24 protein-coding genes are annotated in these 24486 nt (G+C 68.5%); 14 read left to right on the top strand and 10 right to left on the bottom strand.

Going from position 1 to position 24486, the window contains the following annotated elements; translation table 11 throughout:
* Positions 1-32: 32 nt before the first annotated feature.
* Positions 33-416 (bottom strand): DUF2237 family protein, encoded by a 384-nt coding sequence (locus tag ASE02_RS19565; RefSeq protein ID WP_056736523.1) that lies wholly within the window; start codon positions 414-416, stop codon positions 33-35.
* Between the two features lie 56 nt (positions 417-472).
* Between ASE02_RS19565 and ASE02_RS19560 the strand changes: the two genes are divergently transcribed.
* From ASE02_RS19560 to yut, 3 genes are read left to right on the top strand one after another with little or no spacing between them, the layout of a single operon-like run.
* The gene (locus tag ASE02_RS19560) at positions 473-1327 is read left to right on the top strand and encodes a CoA ester lyase (protein ID WP_255354068.1); all 855 of its coding nucleotides are present in this window, start codon (positions 473-475) and stop codon (positions 1325-1327) included.
* Between the two features lie 8 nt (positions 1328-1335).
* Positions 1336-2136: a hypothetical protein gene (locus ASE02_RS19555; protein WP_056736520.1), complete on the top strand. Its 801-nt coding sequence runs from the start codon at positions 1336-1338 to the stop codon at positions 2134-2136.
* A gap of 54 nt (positions 2137-2190) precedes the next feature.
* Positions 2191-3174, top strand: coding sequence for an urea transporter (gene yut / locus ASE02_RS19550; RefSeq protein WP_056736518.1), 984 nt, complete (start codon positions 2191-2193; stop codon positions 3172-3174).
* Positions 3175-3184: 10 nt separating this feature from the next.
* Here the strand turns inward: yut and ASE02_RS19545 are convergent, their stop codons facing one another.
* The gene (locus ASE02_RS19545; protein WP_056736516.1) at positions 3185-3592 is read right to left on the bottom strand and encodes an HIT domain-containing protein; all 408 of its coding nucleotides are present in this window, start codon (positions 3590-3592) and stop codon (positions 3185-3187) included.
* 146 nt (positions 3593-3738) lie between these two features.
* On the opposite strand from ASE02_RS19545, the gene ASE02_RS19540 reads away from it, so the two are divergent.
* On the top strand, positions 3739-4725 hold the full coding sequence (locus ASE02_RS19540) for a malate dehydrogenase (RefSeq protein WP_056736513.1): 987 nt from the start codon (positions 3739-3741) through the stop codon (positions 4723-4725).
* A gap of 24 nt (positions 4726-4749) precedes the next feature.
* Here ASE02_RS19540 and ASE02_RS19535 read toward each other — a convergent pair whose 3' ends face one another.
* Positions 4750-5388, bottom strand: a complete 639-nt coding sequence (locus ASE02_RS19535; protein WP_056736511.1) for a lysozyme inhibitor LprI family protein — start codon at positions 5386-5388, stop codon at positions 4750-4752.
* A 98-nt stretch (positions 5389-5486) separates the two neighbouring features.
* On the opposite strand from ASE02_RS19535, the gene ASE02_RS19530 reads away from it, so the two are divergent.
* Positions 5487-6023 (top strand): GNAT family N-acetyltransferase, encoded by a 537-nt coding sequence (locus ASE02_RS19530; RefSeq protein WP_056736505.1) that lies wholly within the window; start codon positions 5487-5489, stop codon positions 6021-6023.
* Here the strand turns inward: ASE02_RS19530 and ASE02_RS19525 are convergent, their stop codons facing one another.
* Entirely contained in the window at positions 6024-6821 is a 798-nt protein-coding gene (locus tag ASE02_RS19525) for a LytTR family DNA-binding domain-containing protein (RefSeq protein ID WP_235536762.1), read from the bottom strand.
* A 165-nt stretch (positions 6822-6986) separates the two neighbouring features.
* Between ASE02_RS19525 and ASE02_RS19520 the strand changes: the two genes are divergently transcribed.
* From ASE02_RS19520 to ASE02_RS19490, 7 genes are all read left to right on the top strand, one after another.
* Positions 6987-7508 carry a DUF2306 domain-containing protein gene (locus ASE02_RS19520; protein ID WP_056736503.1) on the top strand — a complete coding sequence of 174 codons (522 nt, stop codon included), beginning with the start codon at positions 6987-6989 and terminating at the stop codon, positions 7506-7508.
* Positions 7509-7662: 154 nt separating this feature from the next.
* A complete protein-coding gene (gene sucC / locus ASE02_RS19515; protein ID WP_056736501.1) occupies positions 7663-8862 on the top strand; it encodes an ADP-forming succinate--CoA ligase subunit beta in 1200 nt (399 codons plus the stop codon).
* Positions 8862-9740, top strand: a complete 879-nt coding sequence (gene sucD / locus ASE02_RS19510; RefSeq protein WP_056736499.1) for a succinate--CoA ligase subunit alpha — start codon at positions 8862-8864, stop codon at positions 9738-9740. The genes sucC and sucD overlap by 1 nt, the downstream gene beginning before the upstream one ends.
* Before the next feature lie 80 nt (positions 9741-9820).
* Positions 9821-12775: a 2-oxoglutarate dehydrogenase E1 component gene (locus tag ASE02_RS19505; RefSeq protein WP_056736497.1), complete on the top strand. Its 2955-nt coding sequence runs from the start codon at positions 9821-9823 to the stop codon at positions 12773-12775.
* Positions 12776-12829: 54 nt separating this feature from the next.
* Entirely contained in the window at positions 12830-14050 is a 1221-nt protein-coding gene (gene odhB / locus ASE02_RS19500) for a 2-oxoglutarate dehydrogenase complex dihydrolipoyllysine-residue succinyltransferase (protein ID WP_056736495.1), read from the top strand.
* 79 nt (positions 14051-14129) lie between these two features.
* Complete coding sequence (gene lpdA / locus ASE02_RS19495) at positions 14130-15530, top strand: dihydrolipoyl dehydrogenase (RefSeq protein WP_056736493.1); 1401 nt, start codon at positions 14130-14132, stop codon at positions 15528-15530.
* A 65-nt stretch (positions 15531-15595) separates the two neighbouring features.
* Positions 15596-15898 (top strand): hypothetical protein, encoded by a 303-nt coding sequence (locus tag ASE02_RS19490; RefSeq protein ID WP_056736491.1) that lies wholly within the window; start codon positions 15596-15598, stop codon positions 15896-15898.
* Between the two features lie 3 nt (positions 15899-15901).
* On the opposite strand, the gene ASE02_RS19485 is transcribed toward ASE02_RS19490, so the two are convergent.
* The gene (locus ASE02_RS19485) at positions 15902-16753 is read right to left on the bottom strand and encodes an SDR family oxidoreductase (protein WP_056736490.1); all 852 of its coding nucleotides are present in this window, start codon (positions 16751-16753) and stop codon (positions 15902-15904) included.
* Positions 16754-16839: 86 nt separating this feature from the next.
* Here ASE02_RS19485 and ASE02_RS19480 point away from each other — a divergent pair, with 86 nt between their 5' ends.
* The gene (locus tag ASE02_RS19480; protein ID WP_056736488.1) at positions 16840-17211 is read left to right on the top strand and encodes a helix-turn-helix domain-containing protein; all 372 of its coding nucleotides are present in this window, start codon (positions 16840-16842) and stop codon (positions 17209-17211) included.
* Between the two features lie 6 nt (positions 17212-17217).
* Here ASE02_RS19480 and ASE02_RS19475 read toward each other — a convergent pair whose 3' ends face one another.
* From ASE02_RS19475 to fsa, 3 genes are read right to left on the bottom strand one after another with little or no spacing between them, the layout of a single operon-like run.
* Positions 17218-18147, bottom strand: coding sequence for a tyrosine recombinase XerC (locus tag ASE02_RS19475; protein ID WP_056736487.1), 930 nt, complete (start codon positions 18145-18147; stop codon positions 17218-17220).
* Positions 18132-18809: a DUF484 family protein gene (locus ASE02_RS19470; RefSeq protein WP_056736485.1), complete on the bottom strand. Its 678-nt coding sequence runs from the start codon at positions 18807-18809 to the stop codon at positions 18132-18134. Before ASE02_RS19470 ends, ASE02_RS19475 begins: the two co-directional genes overlap by 16 nt.
* A 17-nt stretch (positions 18810-18826) precedes the next feature.
* Positions 18827-19480 carry a fructose-6-phosphate aldolase gene (fsa, locus tag ASE02_RS19465; protein ID WP_056736483.1) on the bottom strand — a complete coding sequence of 218 codons (654 nt, stop codon included), beginning with the start codon at positions 19478-19480 and terminating at the stop codon, positions 18827-18829.
* Between the two features lie 78 nt (positions 19481-19558).
* Between fsa and ASE02_RS19460 the strand changes: the two genes are divergently transcribed.
* Entirely contained in the window at positions 19559-21721 is a 2163-nt protein-coding gene (locus ASE02_RS19460; protein WP_056736481.1) for a primosomal protein N', read from the top strand.
* 134 nt (positions 21722-21855) lie between these two features.
* Here the strand turns inward: ASE02_RS19460 and ASE02_RS19455 are convergent, their stop codons facing one another.
* Positions 21856-23502: an MDR family MFS transporter gene (locus tag ASE02_RS19455; protein WP_235536761.1), complete on the bottom strand. Its 1647-nt coding sequence runs from the start codon at positions 23500-23502 to the stop codon at positions 21856-21858.
* A gap of 116 nt (positions 23503-23618) precedes the next feature.
* Positions 23619-24428: a TerC family protein gene (locus ASE02_RS19450; RefSeq protein ID WP_056736479.1), complete on the bottom strand. Its 810-nt coding sequence runs from the start codon at positions 24426-24428 to the stop codon at positions 23619-23621.
* Between the last annotated feature and the right edge of the window lie 58 nt (positions 24429-24486).

Genomic DNA, 24486 nt, shown 5'->3' with positions numbered 1-24486 from the left:
GCGCGACGGAGGGGGGCTTTGGCCCGCCGGTCCTAAGCCTCGACCGCGTGGTCCTTCAGGACGCCGAGGGTGACGATGGCCAGGGTTTCCTCGTGGGTCGCCTCCAGCACCAGCTGCGGAGCGGCGCCGGCGTCCAGGGCTTCTTTCCACCGCGGGGCGCAGAGGCACCAGCGGTCGCCGGGCTTGAGACCCGCGAAGCCGTATTCGGGCATCGGGGTGGAGAGGTCGTTGCCGACCATCTTGGAATAGGCCAGGAACTCGGCGGTCATCACGGCGCAGACCGTGTGCAGGCCGACATCGTGCGGCCCGGTCTCGCAACAGCCGTTGCGGAAGAATCCGGTGACGGGGTCGAGCGAGCAGGCGATCAACTCGCCGCCCAACACGTTCTTGGCGCCTTCGTCGTAGCGGGTGGTCATGAGGACATTCTAACCCTTATGAGGGTAGCTTAGCTATCCTGACGGAGCTTATCGATTTGACCGCAGTCCGGCCGCGCCGCAGCGCCCTCTACATGCCCGCCGCCAATGCGCGCGCGATCGAAAAGGCCCGCGACCTGGCTTGCGACGTGGTGATCCTGGATCTCGAGGACGCGGTGGCGCCCGACGCCAAGGATCTGGCCCGCGCCCAGGCGGTGGAGGCCGTGAAGGCGGGTGGGTTTGGCCGTCGCGAGGTGGTGATCCGGGTGAACGGTCTCGACACCCCCTGGGGCGCCGAAGATCTCGCCGCCGCCGGCGCAGCCCGGCCTGACGCCATCCTGGCGCCCAAGGTGTCGTCGGCCGCCGACGTCGCGGCCTATGGCGCGGGGCTGGCGGGCGATACTCGCCTGTGGGTGATGATCGAGACCTGCGCCAGCCTGTTCGCAATGGACGCCATCGCCGGCGCCCGCGACGCGCGGCTGGACGCCTTCGTGATCGGCACCAACGACCTGGCCAAGGAGATGCGTTGCCGCCTGACCACGGAACGCGCCGCCTTGGCCGGTCCGTTGTCGCTGGCGGTGGCCGCGGCCCGCGCCCACGGCCTGACGATCCTCGACGGGGTGTTCAACGGCATCGACGACGACGACGGCCTCGCGCGCCAGTGCGATCAGGGCGCGGAGTTCGGGTTCGACGGCAAGACCCTGATCCATCCGCGCCAGATCGAGGCCGCCAATCGCGCCTTCGCCCCGACCCCGGAAGAGGTGGAATGGTCGCGGACCATCGTCGCGGCCTTCGATTCGCCGGAAAACGCGGCTAAGGGGGTTATTCGAGTCGAGGGTCGTATGGTCGAGCGATTGCATCTGGCCGAGGCGCGGCGTCTGCTCGCCGTGGCGGACGCCATCGCCGGGGCGTGAGGCGTATTTTGAACTTCCTGCTCAAGTCTTCCATCTGTCTGGCCATGCTGGTCGCCGCGCCCGCGGCGTCGGCCCAGGATGTCGTCGACCCGATCGGCGCGCTGCTGGACCAGGCCCCGGCCATGGACGAGGATCAGGCCGAGGCCCTGGGCGAGCCGCCCGCGCCCGCGCCGCCGGTTCCTCAATCCGCGCCGATGGCCCCGCCGCCGGCCTATGTCCCGCCGCCAGCGACCGCCGCCTCACCGTATCCCTACGCCGCCCCCACGACGCCTGGCCTGTCGCTGGCGCCCGCGCCCTACACGCCGCGGCCCGTCACGCCCTACAACCCGCCGCCGGCCGCCTATGTCCCGCCGGTCTACACGCGCCCCGCGCCGCCGCGGCTGACCGCCCCGGTGCATGTCGACGAGTACGACAAGACGCCCGAGGCGCCGCTCAACGGCGCCGAGCTCGGCTACGAAACCCGCCTGCGCTCGTCCTTCGCCTCGGCCCAGGGCCTGCAGGGTCCGCTCGACGGCGCCTGGATGCTGCGCGGTCCTGGCGGCCAGCCGCTCTATTCGCTGCTGTTCGTCGACAAGGGCCTGGGCCAGCTCGAGGGCGCCTGGCGCGATCCGCGTCGGCGCGGCGCGACGGATTCTTCCGGCTTCCTAGCCGGGGTCCAGCGGATGGGGGCCCAGCTCAGCGCCAGCTTCTATCCGCTGCCCGGCGCGCCGGCGGCGACGATCACGCTCAATCCTTCGGCGGACGGGGCGTGGAGCGGCGAACTGGATGAAGGCGGACGTCGGACCTCAGTAACCCTGAAACGGGACTGACGGCGAAAACGGCTCGTGCTCTGGCGCGGGCGTCGGCGCAACTGGGGGCTCACCATGTCTGTTCGATTGTCGTCCACCGGCCTGGCGGTCTCCGGCGAGGGCTCGCTCGCGCAGGCGGCGGGCTTCCTCGACGCGGTGCTGCGCGGCCTCGGCCAAGTCATGCTGCAGAACAACAGCTATGCCGGCCTGCTCTTCCTGATCGGGATCTTCTGTCACTCGACGCTGTTTGGGCTGGCGGCCCTGGTCGGAACGACCGTCAGCACCGCCGCCGCCAAGCTGCTGGCGGTCGAGCCTGATCAGGTGCGTGACGGGCTGTTCGGTTTCAACGGCGCGCTCGTCGCCATCGCCTTGCTCTACTTCCTGCATCCAGAGGGCCTGACCTGGGCCTACGTCGTCCTGGCCGCGGCCGGCTCGACCGTCGTCATGGCCGCCATGCTGCGGTTGACGCAGGTCTGGAAGGTCCCGGCGCTGACCGCCCCGTTCGTGTTCACGGCCCTGGTGTTCCTGCTGGCCTGCGCGCGGTTCGGCCGCCTGCACTCGACCGACGTCCTGCCGACGGCGGGGCTGCCGGCGTCTACGGCCGTGGAGGGCGTGGTCAGCCTGTCGACCGTGGTCGAGGGTCTGTTCAACGGCCTGGCCCAGGTGTTCTTCCAGAGCGGCGTGGTCACCGGGGTGCTGTTCGCGCTCGGCCTGCTGGTCAGCTCCAGGCGCGCGGGCCTGGCCGCCTTGCTGGGCTCGCTGACCGGGCTGCTGGTCGCCTGGGGGATGGGCGCGGCCGAGCCGGCGATCCGCTCAGGCGCCTTCGGTTTCAACAGCGTGCTGACGGCGATCGCGCTGGGCGCGGTGTTCTTCGCCCTCAGCTGGACCTCGGCCGCCTACGCCCTGCTGGCCACTATCACCACGGCGGTGGTGTTCGCCGCGGTCTCGGCCGCCTTGCAGCCGCTGGGCATGCCGGCCCTGACGCTGCCGTTCGTGCTGGTGGTCTGGGTGTTCCTGTTGGCCAGTCCGCTGTTTCGCAATCTGCGCGCCGCCAGCTGATCGGCGTGGGCTAGAGCCCCAGCGCCCTACGCGCCGCCGCGACCGCGCTCGTCAGCGCCTCGGGACCATAGGGCCGGGCCGGGCTATGGCCCCAGACCGGGCCTGGCCAGGCGGCGTCGCCGACCCGCCGGCCCAACACATGCACGTGAAGTTGCGGCGTCACATTGCCCAGGGCGCCGACGTTCAGCTTGTCCACCTGAACGCCCAGGGCGCGGACCGCGCGGCCGGCGGCCAGGATCTCGTCGGTCAGGATCGCCAGATCGGCCGGCGACAGGTCTTCCAGCTCACGCGCGGCGGCGACCCGCGGGATCAACACGATCCAGGGATAGCGGGCGTCGTCCTGCAGGCGGGCGTGGCTGAGGGCCAGGTCGCCAAGCGCCTGCGAAGTCGCGACGAAGGCGGGATCCAAGTCGAACATCGGGCTCTCCGGGCGTCCTGAAGGGCGATCTTCGTACGCACGGCCTTGGTAGCCGCGGCGCCGCGCCCTGTCACTTGGCCTTGCCGCAACGCTTTTGCGGGTCTAGACCGCCCGCGATTTCCGCACTGCAACCACGGGACAGTTCCATGACCACGAAGAAGCCGATCCGCGTCGCTGTCACGGGCGCCGCCGGCAACATCGGTTACGCCCTCCTCTTCCGTATCGCCTCCGGCGAGATGCTGGGCAAGGACCAGCCGGTCATCCTGCAACTGCTCGAGATTCCGGTCGAAGGCGCCCAGAAGGCCCTGAAGGGCGTCGCGATGGAGCTGGAAGACTGCGCCTTCCCGCTGCTGCAGGACATGGTCCTGACCGACGATCCGAACGTCGCCTTCAAGGACGCCAACTGGAACCTGCTGGTCGGCTCCAAGCCGCGCGGTCCGGGCATGGAGCGCGCCGACCTGCTGAAGGACAACGGCAAGATCTTCATCGCCCAGGGCAAGGCCATCGACGCCGTCGCCGCTGACGACGCCCGCATCGCCGTGGTCGGCAACCCCTGCAACACCAACGTGATGATCGCCGCCAGCCAGGCCAAGCGCCTGACCGCCGACCGCTTCACCGCCATGGTGCGCCTGGACGAAAACCGCGGCCGCGCTCAGCTGGCCAAGAAGGCTGGCGTCTCGATCAACGACGTCTCGGAACTGTTCATCTACGGCAACCACAGCCCGACGATGTTCGCCGACTTCACCCACGCCAAGATCGGCGGCAAGCCTGCGGCTGACGTCATCGGCGACGAAGCCTGGCTGAAGAACGACTACCTGCCGACCGTCGGCAAGCGCGGCGCGGCGATCATCGAAGCCCGTGGCCTGTCCTCGGCCGCCTCGGCCGCCAACGCCCTGATCGATCACGTGCGCGACCTGACCACCGTCGGCGCCGTCCACTCGGTCGCCATCGCCAGCCAAGGCCGTTACGGCTTCGCCGAAGGCATCTGGGCCGGCATGCCGGTGAAGACCACCGCCACCGGCTATGACGTCATCACGTCCTACGAGATGGACGACTTCGCCAAGAGCAAGATCGCGATCACCAACGACGAACTCGTCGGCGAGCGCGAGACCGTCAAGGACATGCTCGGCTAAGCACGACTGCGACAGGGTCCTGGCTCACCAGTCGGGACCCTCACCGCGCGCCATGGCGTTCAGCTGCCCGATGCGCTGATCGTAGATGGCCGCCACCGCCCGCGGCGAGTGTCGCGCGGCGTCTTCCCGGATCTCCAGCCAGTCGTCCTGCTCGGTCCGCAGCAGGTCATAGGGCGCGCCGGCCTTGACCGCCCGCTGGAACGCCCGGGCCAGATGCCGGTCGGCCGCCGCCAGGGCCGGATCGGAACACACCATTTCCTCCGCAGGTGACGACGCCTCCCGGCAATCGTAGCTGGGCGAGGCCTCGACGTATTGCGGCTCGGCGACCGGTTCGCGCGGCGGCGTGGCCGCCTTCGCGGCCTGGGTCAGTTCCGGCGACATCACCTCTAGCGGCGTGCTCTTGGGCGCTAGGGCCTGGGGCTGCGGCTCGGCCATCACGATGTCCATCTGGCGTTCGACGGTCTTGGGCGAAGGCGCCATGGCGGCCGGCTTCGGGACGTTCGCCGCCAGTTGCAGGCGTGCGGCCAGGCCCAGGCCGACGCCCAGCACGCAGGCCAGCGCGATCCCGCCGATCAAGGCCTTGCGGCCCAGGCGTGGAGACGTCTCGCGAACGTCGTCCCGGGCCAGGGTGAGGGGCGGTTCGTCCCCGCCGTCGAAAGTCATGTCCGGTCTCCATATCGAGCCGTCCAGGATCGCGCCCGGCGCCTGAATGGCGACTGAACCATCTGGTCTCCGCCGGCGAAAAATCGGAATGTGGCGGCATGAGCATTGGACCGACCCTCGAAACCGCCCGCCTGATCTTGCGTCCCCCGACCCCGGAGGATTTCGAGGGCTGGGCCGCCTTCGCCGCCGACGAAGAGATCAACCGCTTCCTGGGCGGGGCCCAGCCGCGCGAGGTCGCCTGGCGGATGATGTGCGCCATGACCGGCGCCTGGGTGATCCGCGGTTTCAGCATGTTCTCGGTCATCGAGAAGGAGAGCGGCCGCTGGGTCGGGCGCCTGGGTCCCTGGCAGCCGGAAGGTTGGCCGGGCACCGAGGTCGGCTGGGGCGTGACGCGCGAGTGCTGGGGCAAGGGTTACGCCGTCGAGGGCGCGACCGCGGCCATCGACTGGGCTTTCGACCATCTTGGCTGGACCGAGGTGGTCCACACCATCGATCCGGGCAACATCAACTCGCAGAACCTGGCCCGGCGCCTGGGCTCGACCATACTGCGCCAGGCCGTGCTGCCGCCGCCGCTGAACGACAGCGTCGACGTCTGGGGCCAGAGCCGCGAGCAGTGGAAAGCCCGCGCCCGCTGATCAGATCCAGTTTCGGTCGCGCAGGACCTTGGCGTAGGTCCGGCTGACCGGGACCTCCGAGCCGTCCTTCAGGGTCAGGGTCGCGCGGCCGTCGCCGCGCTTGGCGTCAGCGATCGCATCGCGCGCCACCCACCAGGAGCGGTGCACCTGGGCGCCCTCGAGCCCCTCCAGCTCGGCGACGGCGTCGGCCAGCCGCATGAGGATCAGGTCCTGGCCCTTGGAGGTGTGCAGCCGCAGATAATGGTCCTCGGATTCCACCGCCCAGACCTCGGCCCCGCGCAGTTTCAGCGGCAGGCGTTCCAGGAAGCGGGGCGGGGCGGGGGCTTGAGCTTCGACGATGATCGTCCGGGCGCGGCCGCGCTCGATCAGGACATTGATCGTGGTCATCACGATCGAGATCAGGGTCACGACCAGGAACAGCGACAGGCTCGCCCTCATGCCCATGTGCGTGGTCCCGAACGCGGTGTCGAGGAACCAGACCACCGTCGTGAACGGTCCGGCGATCAGCACAGAGCAGGCCGGCACGCGCAGCCACAGGTGCGAGTCGTCGGGGTTCAGGCCGAAGGTGTAACGGGCGACCACCCGGCCCCAGACCGTGCCCAGGCTGAGCAGCCCGATCCAGTAAGCCAGCCGGCCGGGCAAGGACATGTCGCCGGTGTTGAAGGCGCCTGAGATCGCCAGGAACGCGCCGACCGCCGTCGCCGCCGTCAGGCCGCGCGCCCAGCCGGCCGGGCCCCAGTGGGAGCGCGATGTCGGGGGTTTGGTGTTCGCCGTCTCGGCCATGCCTTTTGAAACCACGATTGGCCTTCCGGCGGAAGTCGCCTGCGGCTGGCGAAGCGCCAATGGCGAGGCCCCGCCGTTCGCGAAGTTGCGGCGGCGAGTCGTGAACCCGCCGCTGCGGGCGCGCGGCGATCGCGCCATCCAGTCGGGGCGGGCGCATCTCGGCCCGAACGGAGAAGCTCGATGTCCCCGATGTCCAAGTCCGCCGCCACCGTCCAGCGCCCGGCGCTCGCCGCCCTGGCCATGGTGCCGCTGCTCACCTCGGTCGGAGTGCTGGCGGGCGGCGGCGCGGGCGCCCTGGGGCTGCGCGCGCCGCGCCTCGACCTGATCGCGCAGGCGTCGGCGGCGATCCAGGTCCACCTGGCCAGCGCGCTCGCCGCCTTCCTGATCGGGGCGGTCCTGCTGCTCGGCGCCAAGGGCACTTTGTCGCACCGAGCGCTGGGCTGGGCCTGGGCCGGCGCCATGGGGGCGACCGCGGTGAGCTCGTTCTTCATCCATCAGGTCAACCCGGGCGGGCTCAGCCTGATCCACGCCCTGTCGGGTTGGGTGGTCGTCGCGCTGCCGGTGGCGCTCTACGCCGCGCGCCGCCATAAGGTGCAGCTACACCGCCGCAGTATGACGGGTCTCTATTTCGGGGGCATGTTTCTGGCCGGCGGTCTGGCGTTCCTGCCTGGCCGACTCCTGGGCCAGGTGTTCTTCGGGTAACGGGATACGCGAGACCTGAGCGAAGACTGAATACAGTACGCAATAAAACGAGGCTTTCTTGCCGTGGCGCGGTTGCCACATCGCGGCGCGGCGCCTATAACCCCGGCCGTTCGTCGAGCCCGGCGGACTTCCCGATCACGCGTTCCGCGGCCTCATGAACATCCACGAGCATCAAGCCAAGTCCGTCCTCTCCGAGTTCGGCGTGGCGGTACCGCGCGGCTACGCCGCGTTCACTGTCGACGAAGCGGTCAAGGCCGCGACGGACCTCGGAGGTCCGGTCTTCGTCGTGAAGTCCCAGATCCATGCAGGCGGACGCGGCAAGGGCCGTTTCGAGGGCCTCGGACCAGACGCCAAGGGCGGGGTCCGGGTCGTCAAGTCCGCCGATGAGGTCAAGACCAACGCCGCCGAAATGCTCGGCCGCGTGCTGGTGACCCATCAGACGGGTCCGAAGGGCAAGCAGGTCAACCGCCTCTACATCGAAGAAGGCGCGGCGATCGCCAAGGAATTCTACCTGTCCCTGCTGGTGGACCGCGAAACGAGCCATGTCTCGGTCGTCGCCTCCACCGAAGGCGGGATGGACATCGAGGAGGTCGCCCACTCGACCCCCGAGAAGATCGTCACCTTCTCCATCGACCCGGCCACCGGCGTTTTCCCGCACCATGCTCGCGCGCTGTCCAAGGCGCTCGGCCTGAGCGGCCCGCTGGCCAAGGAGGCGGCCACGCTTCTTTCGCAGCTCTACACGGCGTTCCTCGCCAAAGACATGAGCATGCTGGAGATCAACCCGCTGATCGTCACCGCTGACGATCACCTGCGGGTGCTGGACGCCAAGATCAGCTTCGACTCCAACGCGCTGTTCCGTCACGCGGACATCGTCGCCCTGCGCGACGAGAGCGAAGAGGACCCGAAGGAAATCGAGGCCTCGAAGTTCGACCTCAGCTACATCGCCCTCGACGGCGAAATCGGCTGCATGGTCAACGGCGCGGGCCTGGCCATGGCCACCATGGACATCATCAAGCTCTACGGCGCTGAGCCGGCGAACTTCCTGGACGTCGGCGGCGGCGCCGACGAGCCCAAGGTGACGGCGGCTTTCAAGATCATCATGGCCGACCCGAACGTGAAGGGTATCCTGGTCAACATCTTCGGCGGCATCGCCCGCTGCGACATCCTCGCCAACGGCGTGGTCAACGCGGTGAAGCAGGTCGGCCTGACGGTTCCGCTGGTGGTTCGCCTCGAAGGCACCAACGCCGAACTCGGCAAGAAGATCATCAACGAGAGCGGTCTGAACGTGATCGCGGCGAACGACCTTTCGGACGGCGCTGAAAAGATTGTCAAAGCCGTGCGGGAGGCGAACTGATGTCCATCCTCATCGGTAAAGACACCCGCGTCATCTGCCAGGGCATCACCGGCGCCCAAGGCACCTTCCACTCCGAACAAGCCATCGCCTACGGCACCAAGATGGTCGGCGGCGTGACCCCCGGTAAGGGGGGTCAAACCCATATCGGCCTGCCGGTGTTCGACACGGTTGGCGAAGCCGCCAAGCAGACCGGCGCCGACGCCAGCGTGATCTACGTCCCGCCGGCCTTCGCGGCCGACTCGATCCTGGAAGCCATCGACGCCCAGATCCCGCTGATCATCTGCATCACCGAGGGCATCCCGGTGCTCGACATGGTCAAGGTGAAGAAGGCCCTGGCCGGCTCCAAGTCGCGCCTGATCGGCCCGAACTGCCCCGGCGTCCTGACGCCGGAACAGTGCAAGATCGGCATCATGCCGGGCAACATCTTCAAGAAGGGCTCGGTCGGCGTGGTTTCGCGCTCCGGCACCCTGACCTACGAAGCGGTGTTCCAGACCACCAATGTCGGCCTCGGCCAATCGACGGCGGTCGGCATCGGCGGCGACCCGGTCAAGGGCACCGAGTTCATCGACATGCTCGACCTGTTCCTGAAGGATCCGGAAACCGAGTCGATCATCATGATCGGCGAAATCGGCGGTTCGGCGGAAGAAGACGCGGCCGAGTTCATCAAGAATTCAGCCATCAAGAAGCCTATGGTCGGCTTCATCGCCGGTCGCACGGCTCCCCCCGGTCGTCGCATGGGTCATGCCGGCGCCATTATTTCGGGCGGCAAGGGCGGTGCTGAAGACAAAATCGCCGCGATGGAAGCTGCGGGCATCCGCGTTTCCCCCTCGCCGGCGAAACTGGGCGAAACTCTCCTCCAGGTGCTGAAAGGCGCCTGACGGCAACTTAAGTAAGGGCGGTCTGCGCTCGGCTCCTTCGCTCGAAGTCCGTGCCCGGACCAACCCGGGAAATGGACGAAATGGCGGACGACGCAAGTCTGATCAACGAGGTTCTCGCCGAGACCTCCTTCCTCTACGGCGGCAACGCCGTCTTTGTTGAGGACCTCTACGCCAAGTGGGCGGTCGACCCGAATTCGGTCGACGCCTCTTGGCGGGCCTTCTTCTCCTCGCTGCAGGACCGCACCGAGGAAGTGAAGGCCGCCGCCGGAAAGCGGGCCTGGACCAAGGCCGGCGCCCCGCCCGCCCGCCCCGACTGGCTCTCGGCCATCGACGGCCTCTGGCCGGCGGTCGAGGCCAAGGTCGGCGCGAAGGTCGCCGAACGCGCCGCTCCGGCCGCGTCGCCTGAATCCGTCCGCGCCGCCACCCTCGACTCGCTCCGCGCGATCATGATGATCCGCGCCTATCGGATGCGCGGCCACCTGCGGGCCAATCTCGACCCCTTGGGCATCGCGATCCCGGAAGGCGACGCCTCCGAGCTCGATCCGGCGACCTACGGCTTCACCGAGGCCGACTTCGATCGTCCGATCTTCCTCGACTACGTGCTGGGCCTGGAGACGGGCACCCTACGCGAGATCCTGGCGATCCTGAAGCGCACCTACTGCGCCGACATCGGCGTGCAGTACATGCACATCTCCGACCCGGCCCAGAAGGCCTGGCTGCAGGAGCGCATCGAGGGCCGCGACAAGGAAATTAACTTCACCAAGGAAGGCAAGGTCGCCATCCTGAAGAAGCTGATCGAGGCCGAAGGCTTCGAACGCTTCCTGCACAAGCGCTTCCCCGGCACCAAGCGGTTCGGCCTGGACGGCGGTGAGGCCATGGTCCCGGCGCTGGAGCAGATCATCAAGCGCGGCGGCGCGCTGGGCGTGCGCGACATCGTCATCGGCATGCCGCACCGCGGCCGCCTGAACGTCTTGGCCGCCGTGATGGCCAAGCCCTACCAGGTGATCTTCCACGAATTCCAGGGCGGCTCGACCCTGCCGTCCGACGTCGAAGGCTCCGGCGACGTGAAGTATCACATGGGCGCCTCGTCGGACCGTTCGTTCGACGGCAACAGCGTCCACCTGTCGCTGACCGCCAACCCGTCCCACCTGGAAATCGTCAACCCGGTCGTCCTGGGCAAGGCCCGCGCCAAGCAGGCCTACACCCTGCGTGACAACGCCGAGGGCGGCCGCGCCCACGTCATGCCGCTGCTGCTGCACGGCGACGCGGCCTTCGCCGGCCAGGGCGTGATCGCCGAGTGCTTCACCATCTCGGGCGTGAAGGGCTATCGCACCGGCGGCACCGTCCACTTCATCGTCAACAACCAGATCGGCTTCACGACGGCGCCGGCCTTCAGCCGCTCCTCGCCCTATCCGTCCGACGTGGCCTTGATGGTCGAGGCGCCGATCTTCCACGTGAACGGCGACGATCCCGAAGCCTGCGTCTATGTCGCCAAGGTGGCCACCGAGTTCCGCCAGCAGTTCGGCAAGGACGTGGTCATCGACATGTTCTGCTACCGCCGGTTCGGTCACAACGAGGGTGACGACCCGACGATGACCTCGCCCTTGATGTATCAGAAGATCAAGGACCACCCGTCGACGCGCGAACTCTACACCCGCCAACTCGTCTCCGAGGGCGTGGTGAGCGACGAGGACGTGGCCGGCTGGATCAGCGAGTTCGAGGCCTTCCTCGATCGCGAGTTCGAGTCCGGCAAGACCTACAAGGCCAACAAGGCCGACTGGCTGGACGGCAAGTGGGCGGGCCTGGCCCTGCCTGAGGGCGACGACCGCCGCGGCGAGACCAGCGTGCCGCGCCAGAAGCTGATCGACCTTGGCCAGAAGATCACGGCCATCCCCGAAAGCCTCAACATCCACAAGACGGTGAAGCGCGCGATCGAGAACCGCCGCAACGCCATCGAGGCGGGCGAGGGCATCGACTGGGCGACCGGCGAGCACCTGGCCTTCGCCACTCTGCTGGACCAGGGCTTCCCGATCCGCCTGGCCGGCCAGGACAGCGTGCGCGGCACCTTCGTGCAGCGCCACTGCGACCTGATCGACCAGACCACCGAAGAGCACTACCAGCCGCTGTCCAACCTGCGGCCGGGCCAGGCGCACTTCGAGGTCATCGACTCGGCGCTCTCGGAAGAGGCGGTGCTGGGCTTCGAGTACGGCTTCTCGCTGGCCGACCCGAAGACCCTGACCCTGTGGGAAGCCCAGTTCGGCGACTTCGCCAACGGCGCCCAGGTGGTCATCGACCAGTTCATCTCGTCGGGTGAACGCAAGTGGCTGCGGATGAGCGGCCTGGTGATGCTGCTGCCGCACGGCTACGAAGGCCAAGGCCCCGAGCACTCCTCGGCGCGCCTCGAGCGCTTCCTGCAGCTCTGTGCGGAAGACAACATGCAGGTGGTCAACTGCTCGACCCCGGCCAACTACTTCCACGTCCTGCGCCGGCAGATGCGCCGCGAGTTCCGCAAGCCGCTGATCGTCATGACGCCGAAGTCGCTGCTGCGGCACAAGAAGGCGACCTCCTCGATCGCCGACATGGCCGAGGGCTCGTCCTTCCACCGCGTGCTGCACGACGACGCCGAGCGCGGCGTCAACACCGCCGTCAAGCTGGTGGAGCCCGACAAGATCCGTCGCGTCGTGCTCTGCTCGGGCAAGGTCTATTACGACCTGCTGGACGCACGTGAGGAAAAGGGCGTCGACGACGTCTATATTATGCGCCTCGAGCAGTTCTATCCGTGGCCGGTGAAGTCGCTGTCGACGGAACTGTCGCGCTTCCCGAACGCTGAGCTGGTCTGGTGTCAGGAAGAACCGAAGAACATGGGCGGTTGGACCTTCGTCGACCCGTGGCTGGAGCTGACGCTCGAGCGTCTGAAGATCAAGGCCAAGCGCGCCCGCTACGTCGGACGCCCGGCCTCGGCCTCCACCGCCGCGGGCCAGATGAGCCGGCACATGAAAGAACTGCAGACCTTCCTCGCTGAAGCCTTCGCCTAGGCTTCACGAGACCCAAATAAGAACAAACGAACAAAAGAGAGACAGGACTTCCAAATGGCCGACATCATGACCCCCGCCTTGGGCGAGTCCGTCACCGAGGCGACGGTGGCGCGCTGGACAAAGAAAGCCGGCGACGCGGTCAGGAAGGACGAAATCCTGGTCGAACTTGAAACCGACAAGGTGAGCCTCGAGGTCGCCGCCCCCGCGGACGGCGTTCTCGAGTTCATCGCGGCTGAAGAAGGCGCGACTGTCGTGCCGGGCGCCGTGCTCGGCCGCATGGCCGAAGGCGCTGCGGGCGCCAAGCCCGCCCCGGCCCCGGCCGCCAAGAAGGAAGAGCCTGCTCCGGCGCCGGCTCCCGCCGCCGCGGTGGAAGCTCCGAAGGCTGCTCCGGTCGCCGGCGCGCCGCTGGCCCCCTCGGCCCAGCGCATCGTGGCCGAGAACAACCTCGACGGTTCGGCGATCGCCGGGTCCGGCAAGGACGGCCGCGTGACCAAGGGCGACGCCATCGCCGCCCTGGAAGCCCGCGCCAACGCCCCGGCCGCGCCCGCCGCCCCAAGCGCGCCGCGTGAAATTCACGAACGCGAAGAGCGGGTCCGCATGACCCGCCTGCGCCAGACCATCGCGCGCCGCCTGAAGGAAGCCCAGAACAACGCCGCCATGCTGACGACCTTCAACGAGGTCGACATGAGCGCGGTGATGGCGCTGCGCAACCAGTACAAGGACAGCTTCGAGAAGAGCCACGGCGTGAAGCTCGGCTTCATGAGCTTCTTCGTGAAGGCGGTGATCCACGGCCTGAAGCACGTGCCGGACGTCAACGCCGAGATCGACGGCACCGACATTATCTACAAGAACCACTACGACATCGGCGTCGCCGTCGGCACCGAGAAGGGCCTGATCGTTCCGGTCCTGCGTGACGCCGACGCCCTGTCGTTGTCGGGCATCGAAAAGGGCATCGGCGCCCTGGGCAAGAAGGCCCGTGACGGCCAGCTGGCCATGGACGACCTGCAGGGCGGGACCTTCACGATCTCGAACGGCGGCGTCTACGGTTCGCTGATGTCGACCCCGATCCTCAACGCTCCGCAGTCGGGCATCCTGGGCATGCACAAGATCCAGGAGCGTCCGATGGCCATTGGCGGTCAGGTCGTGATCCGCCCGATGATGTACCTGGCGCTCAGCTACGATCACCGCGTCGTCGACGGCCAGGGCGCGGTGACCTTCCTGGTCCGCGTCAAGGAAGCCATCGAAGATCCGCAGCGCCTGCTGCTGGACGTCTAAGCTCCGCCTTTACGGCAGATCGCATCTAACGACGGCGGGGCTTCACGCCTCGCCGTTTTGCTAAGGACTGGAAGAGCAAATGGCTCAATACGACGTCATCATCATCGGCGGCGGCCCCGGCGGCTACAACGCGGCGATCCGCGCCGGACAGCTGGGCCTGAAGGCCGCTGTGGTCGAAAAGCGCGTCACCCTGGGCGGCACCTGCCTCAATGTCGGCTGTATGCCGTCGAAGGCCCTGCTGCACGCCTCGGAACTCTATGAAGCGGCGACCGGCGCGGAGTTCGCGACCCTCGGCATCGACGTGAAGCCGAAGCTCAACCTGGTTCAGATGATGAAGCAGAAGGCTGAGTCGGTGACCGCCCTGACCAAGGGCATCGAGTTCCTGTTCAAGAAGAACAAGGTCGAGTGGATCAAGGGCGCGGGCAAGATCGCCGGCGCCGGCAAGGTCGAGGTGACCGCCGAGGACGGTTCGGTCAGCGTCCTCGAAGCCAAGAACATCGTCATCGCCACCGGCTCTGAGCCCTCGCCGCTGCCGGGCGTCGCGGTCGACCAGAACCGCATCGTCGACTCCACCGGCGCGCTGTCGCTGCCCGAAGTGCCCAAGAGCCTGATCGTCATAGGCGCCGGCATCATCGGCCTGGAGCTGGGCTCGGTCTGGCGCCGGCTCGGCGCCGAGGTGACCGTGGTCGAGTTCCTGGACCGCATCACGCCTGGCATGGACGCCGAGACCGCCAAGACCTTCCAGCGCTCGCTGACCAAGCAGGGCGTGCAGTTCAAGCTCGGCGCCAAGGTGACCGGCGCCAAGGCCGGCAAGTCGAACGTCAGCCTGACCGTCGAACCCGTCGCCGGCGGCGCGGCCGAAACCATCGAGGCGGAGTACGTCCTGCTGGCCATCGGCCGCCGTCCGTTCACGGAGAACCTCGGTCTGGACAGCGTGGGCGTGGAGACCGACAAGCGCGGCTTCATCCCGACCGACCACTTCAAGACCACGGCGCCTGGCGTCTGGGCGATCGGCGACGTGATCCTGGGGCCGATGCTGGCCCACAAGGCCGAGGAAGACGCCGTCGCCTGCATCGAGATGATCGCCGGCAAGTGGGGCCACGTGGACTACAATCTGGTCCCCAGCGTCGTCTACACCTCGCCGGAAGTCGCCTGGGTCGGCAAGACCGAGGAACAGCTCAAGGAAGCCGGCGTCGCCTACAAGACGGGCAAGTTCCCGTTCAGCGCCAACAGCCGGGCGAAGATCAACCACGAGACCGAAGGCTTCGCCAAGGTCCTGGCCGACGCCAAGACCGACGAGATCCTCGGCGTCCACATCGTCGGCCCGCAGGCCGGCGAGATGATCGGCGAGTACTGCGTGGCCATGGCCTTCAAGGCCGCCAGCGAGGACATCGCCCGCGTCTGCCATCCCCACCCGACCCGCTCGGAAGCCGGCCGTCAGGCCGCCATGGGCGTCGAGGGCTGGACCATGCAGTCCTGATCGCGAGTTAACTTTTGGCGCGGGGCGGCCGGGCGTAGACTTTCCTCCTGCCTGGAGGAAACGCCATGGTCGTCCCCGCTCCGCTGCTGGCCGCCGCCATCACCGTGATGGCGACCGCGCCCGGCGAACCCCTCCCAAGCTCAGCGCGCTGCCCGAGCCAAGGGGTGATTGAAACCTCCACCCAAACGAGTCCGGCGCTGCTGCTGCGGCCCCAGGATCGCCGCGGCGACGCCGGCGCGCAGTCGCTGGCCAGTCTGCCGCCCGCCGACATGCACCTGACCGTCCTGCGCTCGGTCGCCGGCTGCGCCGTCTCCACCATCGTTCGCGAGAAGGTCCAGGGCGACGGCCGGTTCGCCAGGCCGCGCTAGCGCTTAGCCTTTCACCCCCGTGGCCAAGGTTTCCTTGAACGGCGTCGTCGGGCGGCCGATCAGGCCGCTCAGCACGCGGCTGTCGTCGAACAGCGAGCCCTTCGCCGCCTTGGCGTCGCTCTCGGCCAGCATGTCGGCGACCGGCGCAGGCAGGCCCGCGCCCTTCAGCGCCGCCGCGTAGTCGGCTTCCGGCAGGTCCGTATAGACCACCGGCTTGCCGGCGATGTCCGATAGGGCCTGGGCGAACTGCGCCAGGGTGAAGGCCTCGTCGCCGGCCAGCTCGTAGACCTTCGTCGCCGCCTCGCCGGTCAGCACCTTCGCCGCGGCGGCGGCGTAGTCGGCGCGGCTGGCGCCCGAGATCTCGCCTTCGCCGGCGGAGCCCAGCAGCGCGCCATGGGCCAGGGCGGCCGGCGCCGACTGGACGTAGTTCTCGGTGTACCAGCCATTGCGCAACAGGGCGTGCGCCAGACCGCTCTCCCGGAGGGCGGCCTCGGTCGCGCGATGCTCGGCCGCCAGGCCCATCGGGTTGGTGTCGGCGTGCAGGATGCTCGTATAGGCGATGAATCCGACCCCGGCGGTCTTGGCCGCGTCGATCACGGCCTGATGCTGGCGCCCGCGCTTGCCGACCTCGCTGGACGAGATCAGCAGCAGGCGCTCCACCCCCGCCAGGGCCGGCGCGAGGGTCTGGGGCGCCTCATAGTCAAACCGACGGACCTGAACCCCGCGTGCGGCAAGGTCGGCCAGCTTGGCCGGGTCGCGCGCCAAGGCGACCACCTGGGCCGGGGCGATGGTTTCGAGCAGGGCGTTCAGGGCGAGCCGGCCGAGATGACCCGAGGCTCCGGTGATGGCGTACATGGCTGTCCTCACTTTGATGATTGAAGTTGCAGCCAGGCATTTGGGTTCCTAACTTCCTTTCCGTAAGTACATACATCGGAGTAAGTATGGATGTTCCCGCCTCCAACCGCTTGGCCGACCGCATGCAGCGGGGCGACGTGTTCGCGCCGCGCTGCCCCTCGCGGGAGGTTCTCAAGCACGTCACCAGCACCTGGGGCGTGCTGATCCTGATCGGTCTGCGCGGCGGGACGCTGCGGTTCAGCGAACTGCGCCGCAAGGTCGCGGGGGTCAGTGAGCGGATGCTGGCCCAGACCCTTCAGCAACTCGAGGGCGACGGCCTGCTGGTTCGCCGCAGCTACCCGGTCGTGCCCCCGCATGTGGAGTACAGCCTCACCCCGCTAGGCGAGGAGGCCGCCGTGCGCGTCGAGGCCTTGACCGACTGGATCGAGGATCGTCTGCCGTCGCTGGTGAAGACCTGACGCCGCCTACGCGTGCGGGTGAGCCTTGGCGTAGGCGCTGAGCAGGGCCGCGGCGTCGACCTCGGTGTAGCGCTGGGTGGTCGAGAGCGAGGCGTGGCCCAGCAGTTCCTGGATCGAGCGCAGATCGGCGCCGGCTCCCAGCAGGTGGGTGGCGAAGGAGTGGCGCAGGGCGTGCGGCGTGGCGCTGTCGGGCAGGCCGAGCCGCCCGCGCAGGGCCTGCACCGTGGCCTGCACATGGCGCGGGCTCAAGGCGCCCCCGCGCTTGGCGCGAAACAGCGGCTCGTCGGGGGCCAGGGCGAACGGGACCTGCGTTAGGTAGACGTCGATCGCGTCCCGCACCGCCGGCAGCACCGGCACGATCCGGGTCTTGGAGCCCTTGCCGAGGATGCGCAGGGTTTCGCGCAACGGCGCGTCGCTGCGCTTCAGCGACAGCGCCTCGGAGATCCGCAGGCCGCAGCCATAGAGCAGGGTCAGCACCGCCTCGTCGCGGCTGGCCTCCCAGTCCTCACGGTCGGGATCGAAAGATGGTTCGGCGATCAGGCCGCGGGCCTGGTCCTCGGTGACCGGACGCGGCGCGCCGGGTCGCACGCGCGGACCGCGCACCAGCACGATGGCGGCGTTGGGGGTGTCCATCCGGCGATCGAGGAACCGGTGGAAGGTGCGGATGGCCGACAGCGCCTGGGACAGCGAGCGCGGCGACAACGGCTTGTCGCCCTGGCGCAGATGGGCGAGCCAGGCGCGGACCTCGCCGGCGCTCAGGGTTCCCATGGCGGCGAGCGACAGCGCCTCGCCGCGATGCTGTTCCATGAAGTTGATGTAGCGGCCGCCCGCGAAGGCGTAGGCCTCGACCGTGCGCGGCGAGGCGCGACGTTCCTTGGCCAGGTGTTCCAGCCAGAGCGCCAGCGCCTGGCGGGCGGAGGTCACGGGACCGGCCACCGCTCGGCCGTGCGTTCCACGACGCGGGCCAGGAAGGCGACCAGTTCGGCGCCCATGTCCTCGGTGAACCCGTGCTCGTCGGCCGAGCCGAAGGCCAGCAGGCCCTCGCGCGACGGCTCCCAGATCGCCATGCGGACCATGGCCATGGAACGGACGGTCGTGGCGCGCTCGCCGAACAGGCCAAGCGCGGTCGGCTGGAAGCCCATCAGGGCGACGCGGTCGTGGCCGATGATCATGTCGATCTGCCCCTCGACCAGCATCCGCCAGCCGGCCGGGGTGCGCTCGGGGCCTTCCAGGGCGACGACGCCGGCGGCCAGGCCGAAGCGCAGCTGGGCTAGGTCGTCGACCCGGCGGGCCAGATCGGCGTGATTGCGGGAATCGAGCATGTCGACCACTGCGCCGTGGGTCTGGGCCTGGGCCGAGAAATTGGCCCGCGCGGTGGCTTCGAGATGTTTGCGGGCGCTCGACTCGCGCCGATGCGCCTCATGCACCCGGGCCAGGGCGGCCGGCCCGAAGTCGACCACATTGGCCGCGTCCGGGCGCAGGCCGAGCTCGGCCAGCAGCGACGGGTCGCTACGCAGGAAGTCGGGGTTGTCCGACAGGAAGCGGCGGACGCCGTCGGGGCCCAGGGTGTGTTCTTTCGCCTGCGCCCCGCCGTCCATGCCCGCCCCGTGGTCTCTTAGAGAATGGACTGACCCGTCTTGGCCCAGTCGCTCATGAACTGTTCAAGCCCCTTTTCGGTTAACGGGTGCTTGAAGAGGTCGGTGAAGACGGTGGGCGGAATGGTCGCGCAATCGGCGCCGGCCAGGGCCGCGGCCGTGACGTGGCTGGGGTTGCGGATCGAGGCGGCCAGGATCTCGGTGTCGAAATCATAGTTATCGTAGATGGCGCGGATCTCGCTGATCAGCTCCATGCCGTCCGCGCCGTAATCGTCCAGGCGGCCGACGAAGGGCGAGATGTAGGTGGCGCCGGCCTTGGCGGCGAGCAGGGCCTGGGCGGCCGAGAAGCACAGGGTGACGTTGGTCTGGATGCCCTGGACCGAAAACTCGGCCGTGGCGATCAGGCCTTCGCGGGTCAGGGGGAGCTTTACGACCACGTTGGTGGCGACGGCGGCGAGCTTGGCGCCCTCGGCCAGCATGCCGGCGACGTCGGTCGCGGCGACCTCGGCGCTCACGGGGCCCTCGACGAGGTCGCAAATCTCAGCGATGACCTCCAGCATGGGACGACCGGACTTGGCGATCAGCGTCGGATTGGTGGTCACGCCGTCGACCAGGCCGGTGGCGACGAGCTCCTTGAGCAAGACAACGTCGGTGGTGTCGAGAAAGAGCTGCATGGGTGACCTTCTGGTGCGGATTATGCCGCGCTCTTTAACGGTTGAGCGGTCGCCAAGCCAGCCTATCTGGGGCGGGCAATGAGCCGCATCGCCTCCGTCCTGCTTCCCATGCCGCTGCCCGAGGCGTTCGACTACGCCGAACCCGAGGGGATGGAGCTGGCTGTCGGGGACCAGGTCGCCGCCCCGCTGGGCCCGCGCCTGCTGCGCGGCGTGGTCGTGGCCCTGCGCGAAGCCGCCGGCGGCAACCGTCCCCTGAAGGCCATCGAGAGCAAGCTTGATTCCCCGCCGCTGCCGCCCGGCGCCATCGAGTTCGTCCAGTGGGCGGCACGCTATTCGGTCGACGCCCCCGGCCAGCCGCTGGCCATCGCCATTCGCGGCGCGCGCGCGCCCAAGGCCAAGCCGGAGAAGGTGATCGAGGTCACTGGCGTACAGCCCGGCCGCTCGACGCCGGCTCGGCTCAAGGTGCTGGAGGCCGCCGCCGGCCAGCGTCTGTCGCCCGCCGACCTTGCTCGCGCCGCCGGGGTTTCGGCCGGGGTGATCAAGGGTCTGGTCGACGAGGGGGCGCTGGCGCTGACTCTGATCGAGGCCGACACCCGGTTCGACGCGCCAGACCTGGCCCGCAAGGGTCATGAACTGAACCCCAGCCAGGCCGCCGCCGCCGCCGCCCTGGTGGCCATGGTGGGCGAGGGCGGTTTCAACGTCGCCCTGCTGGACGGGGTGACCGGCTCGGGCAAGACCGAGGTCTATCTGGAGGCTGTGGCCGCGGCCCTGGCGCGCGATCCAGTCGCCCAGGTCCTGGTCATGCTGCCGGAAATCGCCCTGACCCAGGCGGTGATCGCCCGGTTCGTGGAACGCTTCGGGGTGATGCCGGCCGAATGGCATTCCGACATCGCCCCGCCCATGCGCCGCAAGGTGTGGGACGCGGTGGCGACCGGCGGCTGCCGGATCGTGATCGGCGCGCGCTCGGCCCTGTTCCTGCCGTTCGCCAAGCTTGGCCTGATCGTGGTCGATGAGGAGCACGACGGCTCCTACAAGCAGGACGAGGGCTTCATCTACCAGGCCCGCGACCTGTCGGTGGCGCGCGGCAAGATCGAGGGTGCCGGCGTCATCCTGGCCTCGGCGACGCCGTCGCTGGAATCGCTGCGCAACGCCGAGATCGGCCGCTATCGCTGGCTGAAGCTCACCTCGCGCCACGGCGTCGCGCGGCTGCCCGAGATCACCCTGATCGACCTCAAGGACACCCCGCCGGAGACCGGGCGCTGGCTCTCGCCGCCGCTGGTCAAGGCGATGATCGAGACCCTGGCGGCCGGCGAGCAGACCCTGCTGTTCCTGAACCGTCGCGGCTATGCGCCGCTGGTGCTCTGCAAGGCCTGCGGCGAGCGGATGACCTCGCCCGACACCGACAGCTGGCTGGTCGAGCATCGCTATTCAAACCGCCTGGTCTGTCACCTGACCGGCTTCTCGATGCCCAAGCCCGACAAGTGTCCGCACTGCGGGGCCCAGGACAGCCTGACCTCGATCGGTCCCGGCGTGGAGCGGGTGGAGGAGGAGGCGCGGATGCTGTTCCCGCAGGCGCGGGTGGCGGTGTTCTCGTCCGACACGGTCTGGGACGCCAAGGAGGCGCGGCGGCTGGTCGACTCGATGGCCGAGGGTGAGATCGACATCCTGGTCGCGACCCAGGCGGCGGCCAAGGGTCACAACTTCCCCAAGCTGACCCTGGTGGGGGTGGTCGACGCCGACCTTGGCCTGCGCGGCGGCGACCTGCGCGCCTCGGAGCGGACCTATCAGCTGCTGGCCCAGGCGACGGGCCGGGCGGGGCGGCGCGATCGGCCAGGCCGGGCGCTGCTGCAGACCTACGCCCCCGAACACGCGGTGATGCAGGCGCTGAAGGCCCAGGACCGCGACGCCTTCGTGGAGGCCGAGATGGCCGAGCGCGAAATCATGAAGCTGCCGCCGTTCGGCCGGCTCGGCGCGATCGTGGTCTCCGGCCCTGACGCCCAGGCGCTGGAGGCGTTCGTGCGGCTGATGGCCGAGGCCGCGCCCAACGCCGACGGGGTCGAGGTCTACGGCCCGGCCGACGCGCCGCTGTCGCTGATCCGTGGGCGGCGGCGCAAGCGCTTCCTGATCAGGGCGGACCGCACGGTGGACCTGTCGGCCTATCTCGCCACCTGGCGGGCCAGGATCCGCCCGCCGGGCGCGATCCGCGTCTCGATCGACGTCGATCCGTACAGTTTCCTGTAGGCGCCCACAGCTTTGTCATCCTCCGGTCGTCTGAAAGACGATCCGGGGGACCCAAGCTGAGTTGCAGAACTTGCCAGGCCGCTTGGGTCCCCCGGATCAGCCTGCGGCTGACCGGAGGATGACGAGTTGTGGGCCTACTCCGCGGCCTCGGCCGCGGCCTCCGCCGGTGGCCCGGTCGGCCGCTCGCGCAGCGGCGCGCCGGGGACCATCAGCATCAGGACGAAGCCTGCGATCAGCACCACCAGGCTGAAGATCATCCCGTGGACGATGGCCACCGAGAAGCTCTCGCGGACGGTGCGCTCCATCTCGACGGCGACCGGGTCGGCGGCGCGGGCCGCCGCCAGTTCCGGGTGCAGGGTCTTTTCCAGCGCCATCTTCTGCAGGTCGCCGAGGTCGAGCTTGCGGACCTGGGCGGCCGGGTGCTCGGCGGCGTGGCGGTCTAGTTCGCTGGCCAGGCCCGCGGTCAGCAGGGCGCCGAACAGGGCGACCCCCATGGTCGAGCCGATCTGCCGGACGAACTGGCTGGACGAGGTCGCCACCCCCAGCTGATGGAACGGCACGGCGTTCTGCACCGCCAGGCTGAACAGGCTCTGCCCTGGTCCCAGCCCGATGCCGAAGATCAGCAGCCGCCAGGCCAGATCGGCCGTGGTGGTGTCGGGACCGATCAGGCACAGCAGGCCCGCCCCCAGCAGCAGCATGGCCCCGCCGCCGACCATGAACGGCTTGAAGTGGCCGGTGCGGGTGACTAGCTGACCGCCGACCGTCGAGGAGAAGATGAAGCCGCCCATCAGGGCCAGCATGGTCAGGCCGCTCTTGGTGGCCGGATAGTCGAGGCCGACCTGCATGTAGAGCGGCAGGAAGCTCGACACCCCCATGAAGGCCATCGAATAGACGAAGGCCGCGCCGTTGGCGGTGACGAAGGTGCGGTTGGAGAACAGGTCCAGCGGCAGGATCGGTTCGCGGACCTTGGTCTCTATATAGACGAAGGCGATCAGGGCGGCGGCCGACCAGGCCAGCATGCCCAGGATCAGCGGCGATCCCCAGGGGTGCTCGCGCCCACCCCAGGTGATGGCCAGCAGCAGCGGCACGAAGGCCGCGATGATCAGGCCCGCGCCGAACCAGTCGATGCCGCCGCCGCCGCGACGCGGCAGGGTGGGCATCTTCCAGAGGATCATGGCGATGGCGGCCGCGGCGAACGGCACGTTGAAGAAGAACACCCAGCGCCAGCCGGCGACCAGATGGCCGGCGATGGTCACCGTCCCGTGGTCGGTGAAGAAGCCGCCGATCACCGGGCCGAAGATGCTGGCCACCCCGAACACCGAGCCGAACAGGCCTGAGAACTTCGCCCGTTCGCGCGGCGCGAACAGGTCGGCGAGAATGGCGAAGGCGGTGGTGAACAGCGCCCCGCCGCCCATCCCCTGGACGGCGCGGAAGGTGATCAGCTGGGTCATGCCGCCGCCGATCAGCGGCAGGTCGCCGAACTCTCCCGACAGGCCGGCCAGCCAGGACCCGGCCAGGAACAGGCCGATGCCGGCCAGCAGAATGGGTTTGCGGCCGTAGAGGTCGCCCAGCTTCCCCCAGATCGGCACCATGACGGTGGAGGCCAGCAGATAGGCGGTGGTGGCCCAGGCGTAGAGGTTCAGGCCCGATAGGTCGCCGACGATGCGGGGCATGGCGGTGGCGATGACCGTCTGGCTCATGGCGGCCAGCAGGAAGACGATCATCACGGAGATGAGCGTCAGCCGACGCTCCTCGTCACTATGGACGTGCGGCTGGTTCAAATGGCGCTTCCGTAGCGGCCGAAATGGGCCGCCCCTAATCTATTGTTCTAAATCAGTTCTTCGAGATCTGACGGGGACGGGCGGAAAAATGATCGCCCGCCCCCGAGATCAGATCCTTAGTGCAGCTTATCAGGGGTTTGGCCCGAGAGGCTGCGTTTCTTCGCCGCCGCCCGACTGGCCATGTTCAGACCCTCGACCAGACCCGAGAAGGCCATGGCCGCGTAGATGTAGCCCTTCGGCACGTGCACGCCGAAGCCGTCGGCGATCAGGGTGGCGCCGATCATCAGCAGGAAGCCGAGCGCCAGCATCACCACGGTCGGGTTGTTGTTGATGAAGTCGGCCAGCGGATCGGCCGCGACCATCATCACGCCGACCGCGAAGACCACGGCGATGATCATCACCGGCAGGTGGTCGGTCATGCCCACGGCGGTCAGGATCGAGTCGATCGAGAACACCAGGTCCAGCAGCAGGATCTGGATGATCGCCGCGCCGAAGTTCATGGCGATCGGCGACTGCTTATCGAGGCTGCTGTCGGAGTCCTGCGGGTCGACGCTGTGGTGGATCTCGGTGGTCGCCTTCCAGATCAGGAACAGGCCGCCGGCGATCAGGATCAGGTCGCGCCACGAGAAGGCCAGTTCCCAGCCCGGCTTGCCGTGCTCGTCCAGCGCCCCGTGCCAGGGCAGTTCGAACACCGGCGCGGTCAGGCCGACGATGAAGGCCAGGGTGGAGAGCAGGCCCAGCCGCATGATCAGCGCCAGGCTGATGCCGATGCGGCGCGCCTTGGTGCGTTGTTCAGGCGGCAGCTTGTTCGACAGGATCGAGATGAAGACCAGGTTGTCGATCCCGAGGACCACTTCCATGACGATCAGCGTGATCAGCGCGGCCCAAACGGCCGGATCCGCTGCAAGGGTCATAAGGGCTTCCATCGGGGTCCTCTCAGGTTTGTTGGGAGGAAGTTTCTAACGCATCCTGCGCCGACGAATA

Source organism: Phenylobacterium sp. Root700 (genome assembly GCF_001429025.1).
Taxonomy (GTDB): domain Bacteria; phylum Pseudomonadota; class Alphaproteobacteria; order Caulobacterales; family Caulobacteraceae; genus Phenylobacterium.
This window is presented reverse-complemented; position numbering and strand designations above follow the sequence as displayed.

Bases quoted from the DNA above. Each gene is read 5' to 3' on its own strand.
- ASE02_RS19565 (WP_056736523.1), bottom strand. From the start codon at position 416: ATGACCACCCGCTACGACGAAGGCGCCAAGAACGTGTTGGGCGGCGAG.
- yut (WP_056736518.1), top strand. From the start codon at position 2,191: ATGTCTGTTCGATTGTCGTCCACCGGCCTGGCGGTCTCCGGCGAGGGC.
- ASE02_RS19545 (WP_056736516.1), bottom strand. From the start codon at position 3,592: ATGTTCGACTTGGATCCCGCCTTCGTCGCGACTTCGCAGGCGCTTGGC.
- ASE02_RS19540 (WP_056736513.1), top strand. From the start codon at position 3,739: ATGACCACGAAGAAGCCGATCCGCGTCGCTGTCACGGGCGCCGCCGGC.
- ASE02_RS19535 (WP_056736511.1), bottom strand. From the start codon at position 5,388: ATGACTTTCGACGGCGGGGACGAACCGCCCCTCACCCTGGCCCGGGAC.
- ASE02_RS19530 (WP_056736505.1), top strand. From the start codon at position 5,487: ATGAGCATTGGACCGACCCTCGAAACCGCCCGCCTGATCTTGCGTCCC.
- ASE02_RS19520 (WP_056736503.1), top strand. From the start codon at position 6,987: ATGTCCCCGATGTCCAAGTCCGCCGCCACCGTCCAGCGCCCGGCGCTC.
- sucC (WP_056736501.1), top strand. From the start codon at position 7,663: ATGAACATCCACGAGCATCAAGCCAAGTCCGTCCTCTCCGAGTTCGGC.
- sucD (WP_056736499.1), top strand. From the start codon at position 8,862: ATGTCCATCCTCATCGGTAAAGACACCCGCGTCATCTGCCAGGGCATC.
- ASE02_RS19505 (WP_056736497.1), top strand. From the start codon at position 9,821: ATGGCGGACGACGCAAGTCTGATCAACGAGGTTCTCGCCGAGACCTCC.
- odhB (WP_056736495.1), top strand. From the start codon at position 12,830: ATGGCCGACATCATGACCCCCGCCTTGGGCGAGTCCGTCACCGAGGCG.
- lpdA (WP_056736493.1), top strand. From the start codon at position 14,130: ATGGCTCAATACGACGTCATCATCATCGGCGGCGGCCCCGGCGGCTAC.
- ASE02_RS19490 (WP_056736491.1), top strand. From the start codon at position 15,596: ATGGTCGTCCCCGCTCCGCTGCTGGCCGCCGCCATCACCGTGATGGCG.
- ASE02_RS19485 (WP_056736490.1), bottom strand. From the start codon at position 16,753: ATGTACGCCATCACCGGAGCCTCGGGTCATCTCGGCCGGCTCGCCCTG.
- ASE02_RS19480 (WP_056736488.1), top strand. From the start codon at position 16,840: ATGGATGTTCCCGCCTCCAACCGCTTGGCCGACCGCATGCAGCGGGGC.
- ASE02_RS19470 (WP_056736485.1), bottom strand. From the start codon at position 18,809: ATGGACGGCGGGGCGCAGGCGAAAGAACACACCCTGGGCCCCGACGGC.
- fsa (WP_056736483.1), bottom strand. From the start codon at position 19,480: ATGCAGCTCTTTCTCGACACCACCGACGTTGTCTTGCTCAAGGAGCTC.
- ASE02_RS19460 (WP_056736481.1), top strand. From the start codon at position 19,559: ATGAGCCGCATCGCCTCCGTCCTGCTTCCCATGCCGCTGCCCGAGGCG.
- ASE02_RS19450 (WP_056736479.1), bottom strand. From the start codon at position 24,428: ATGGAAGCCCTTATGACCCTTGCAGCGGATCCGGCCGTTTGGGCCGCG.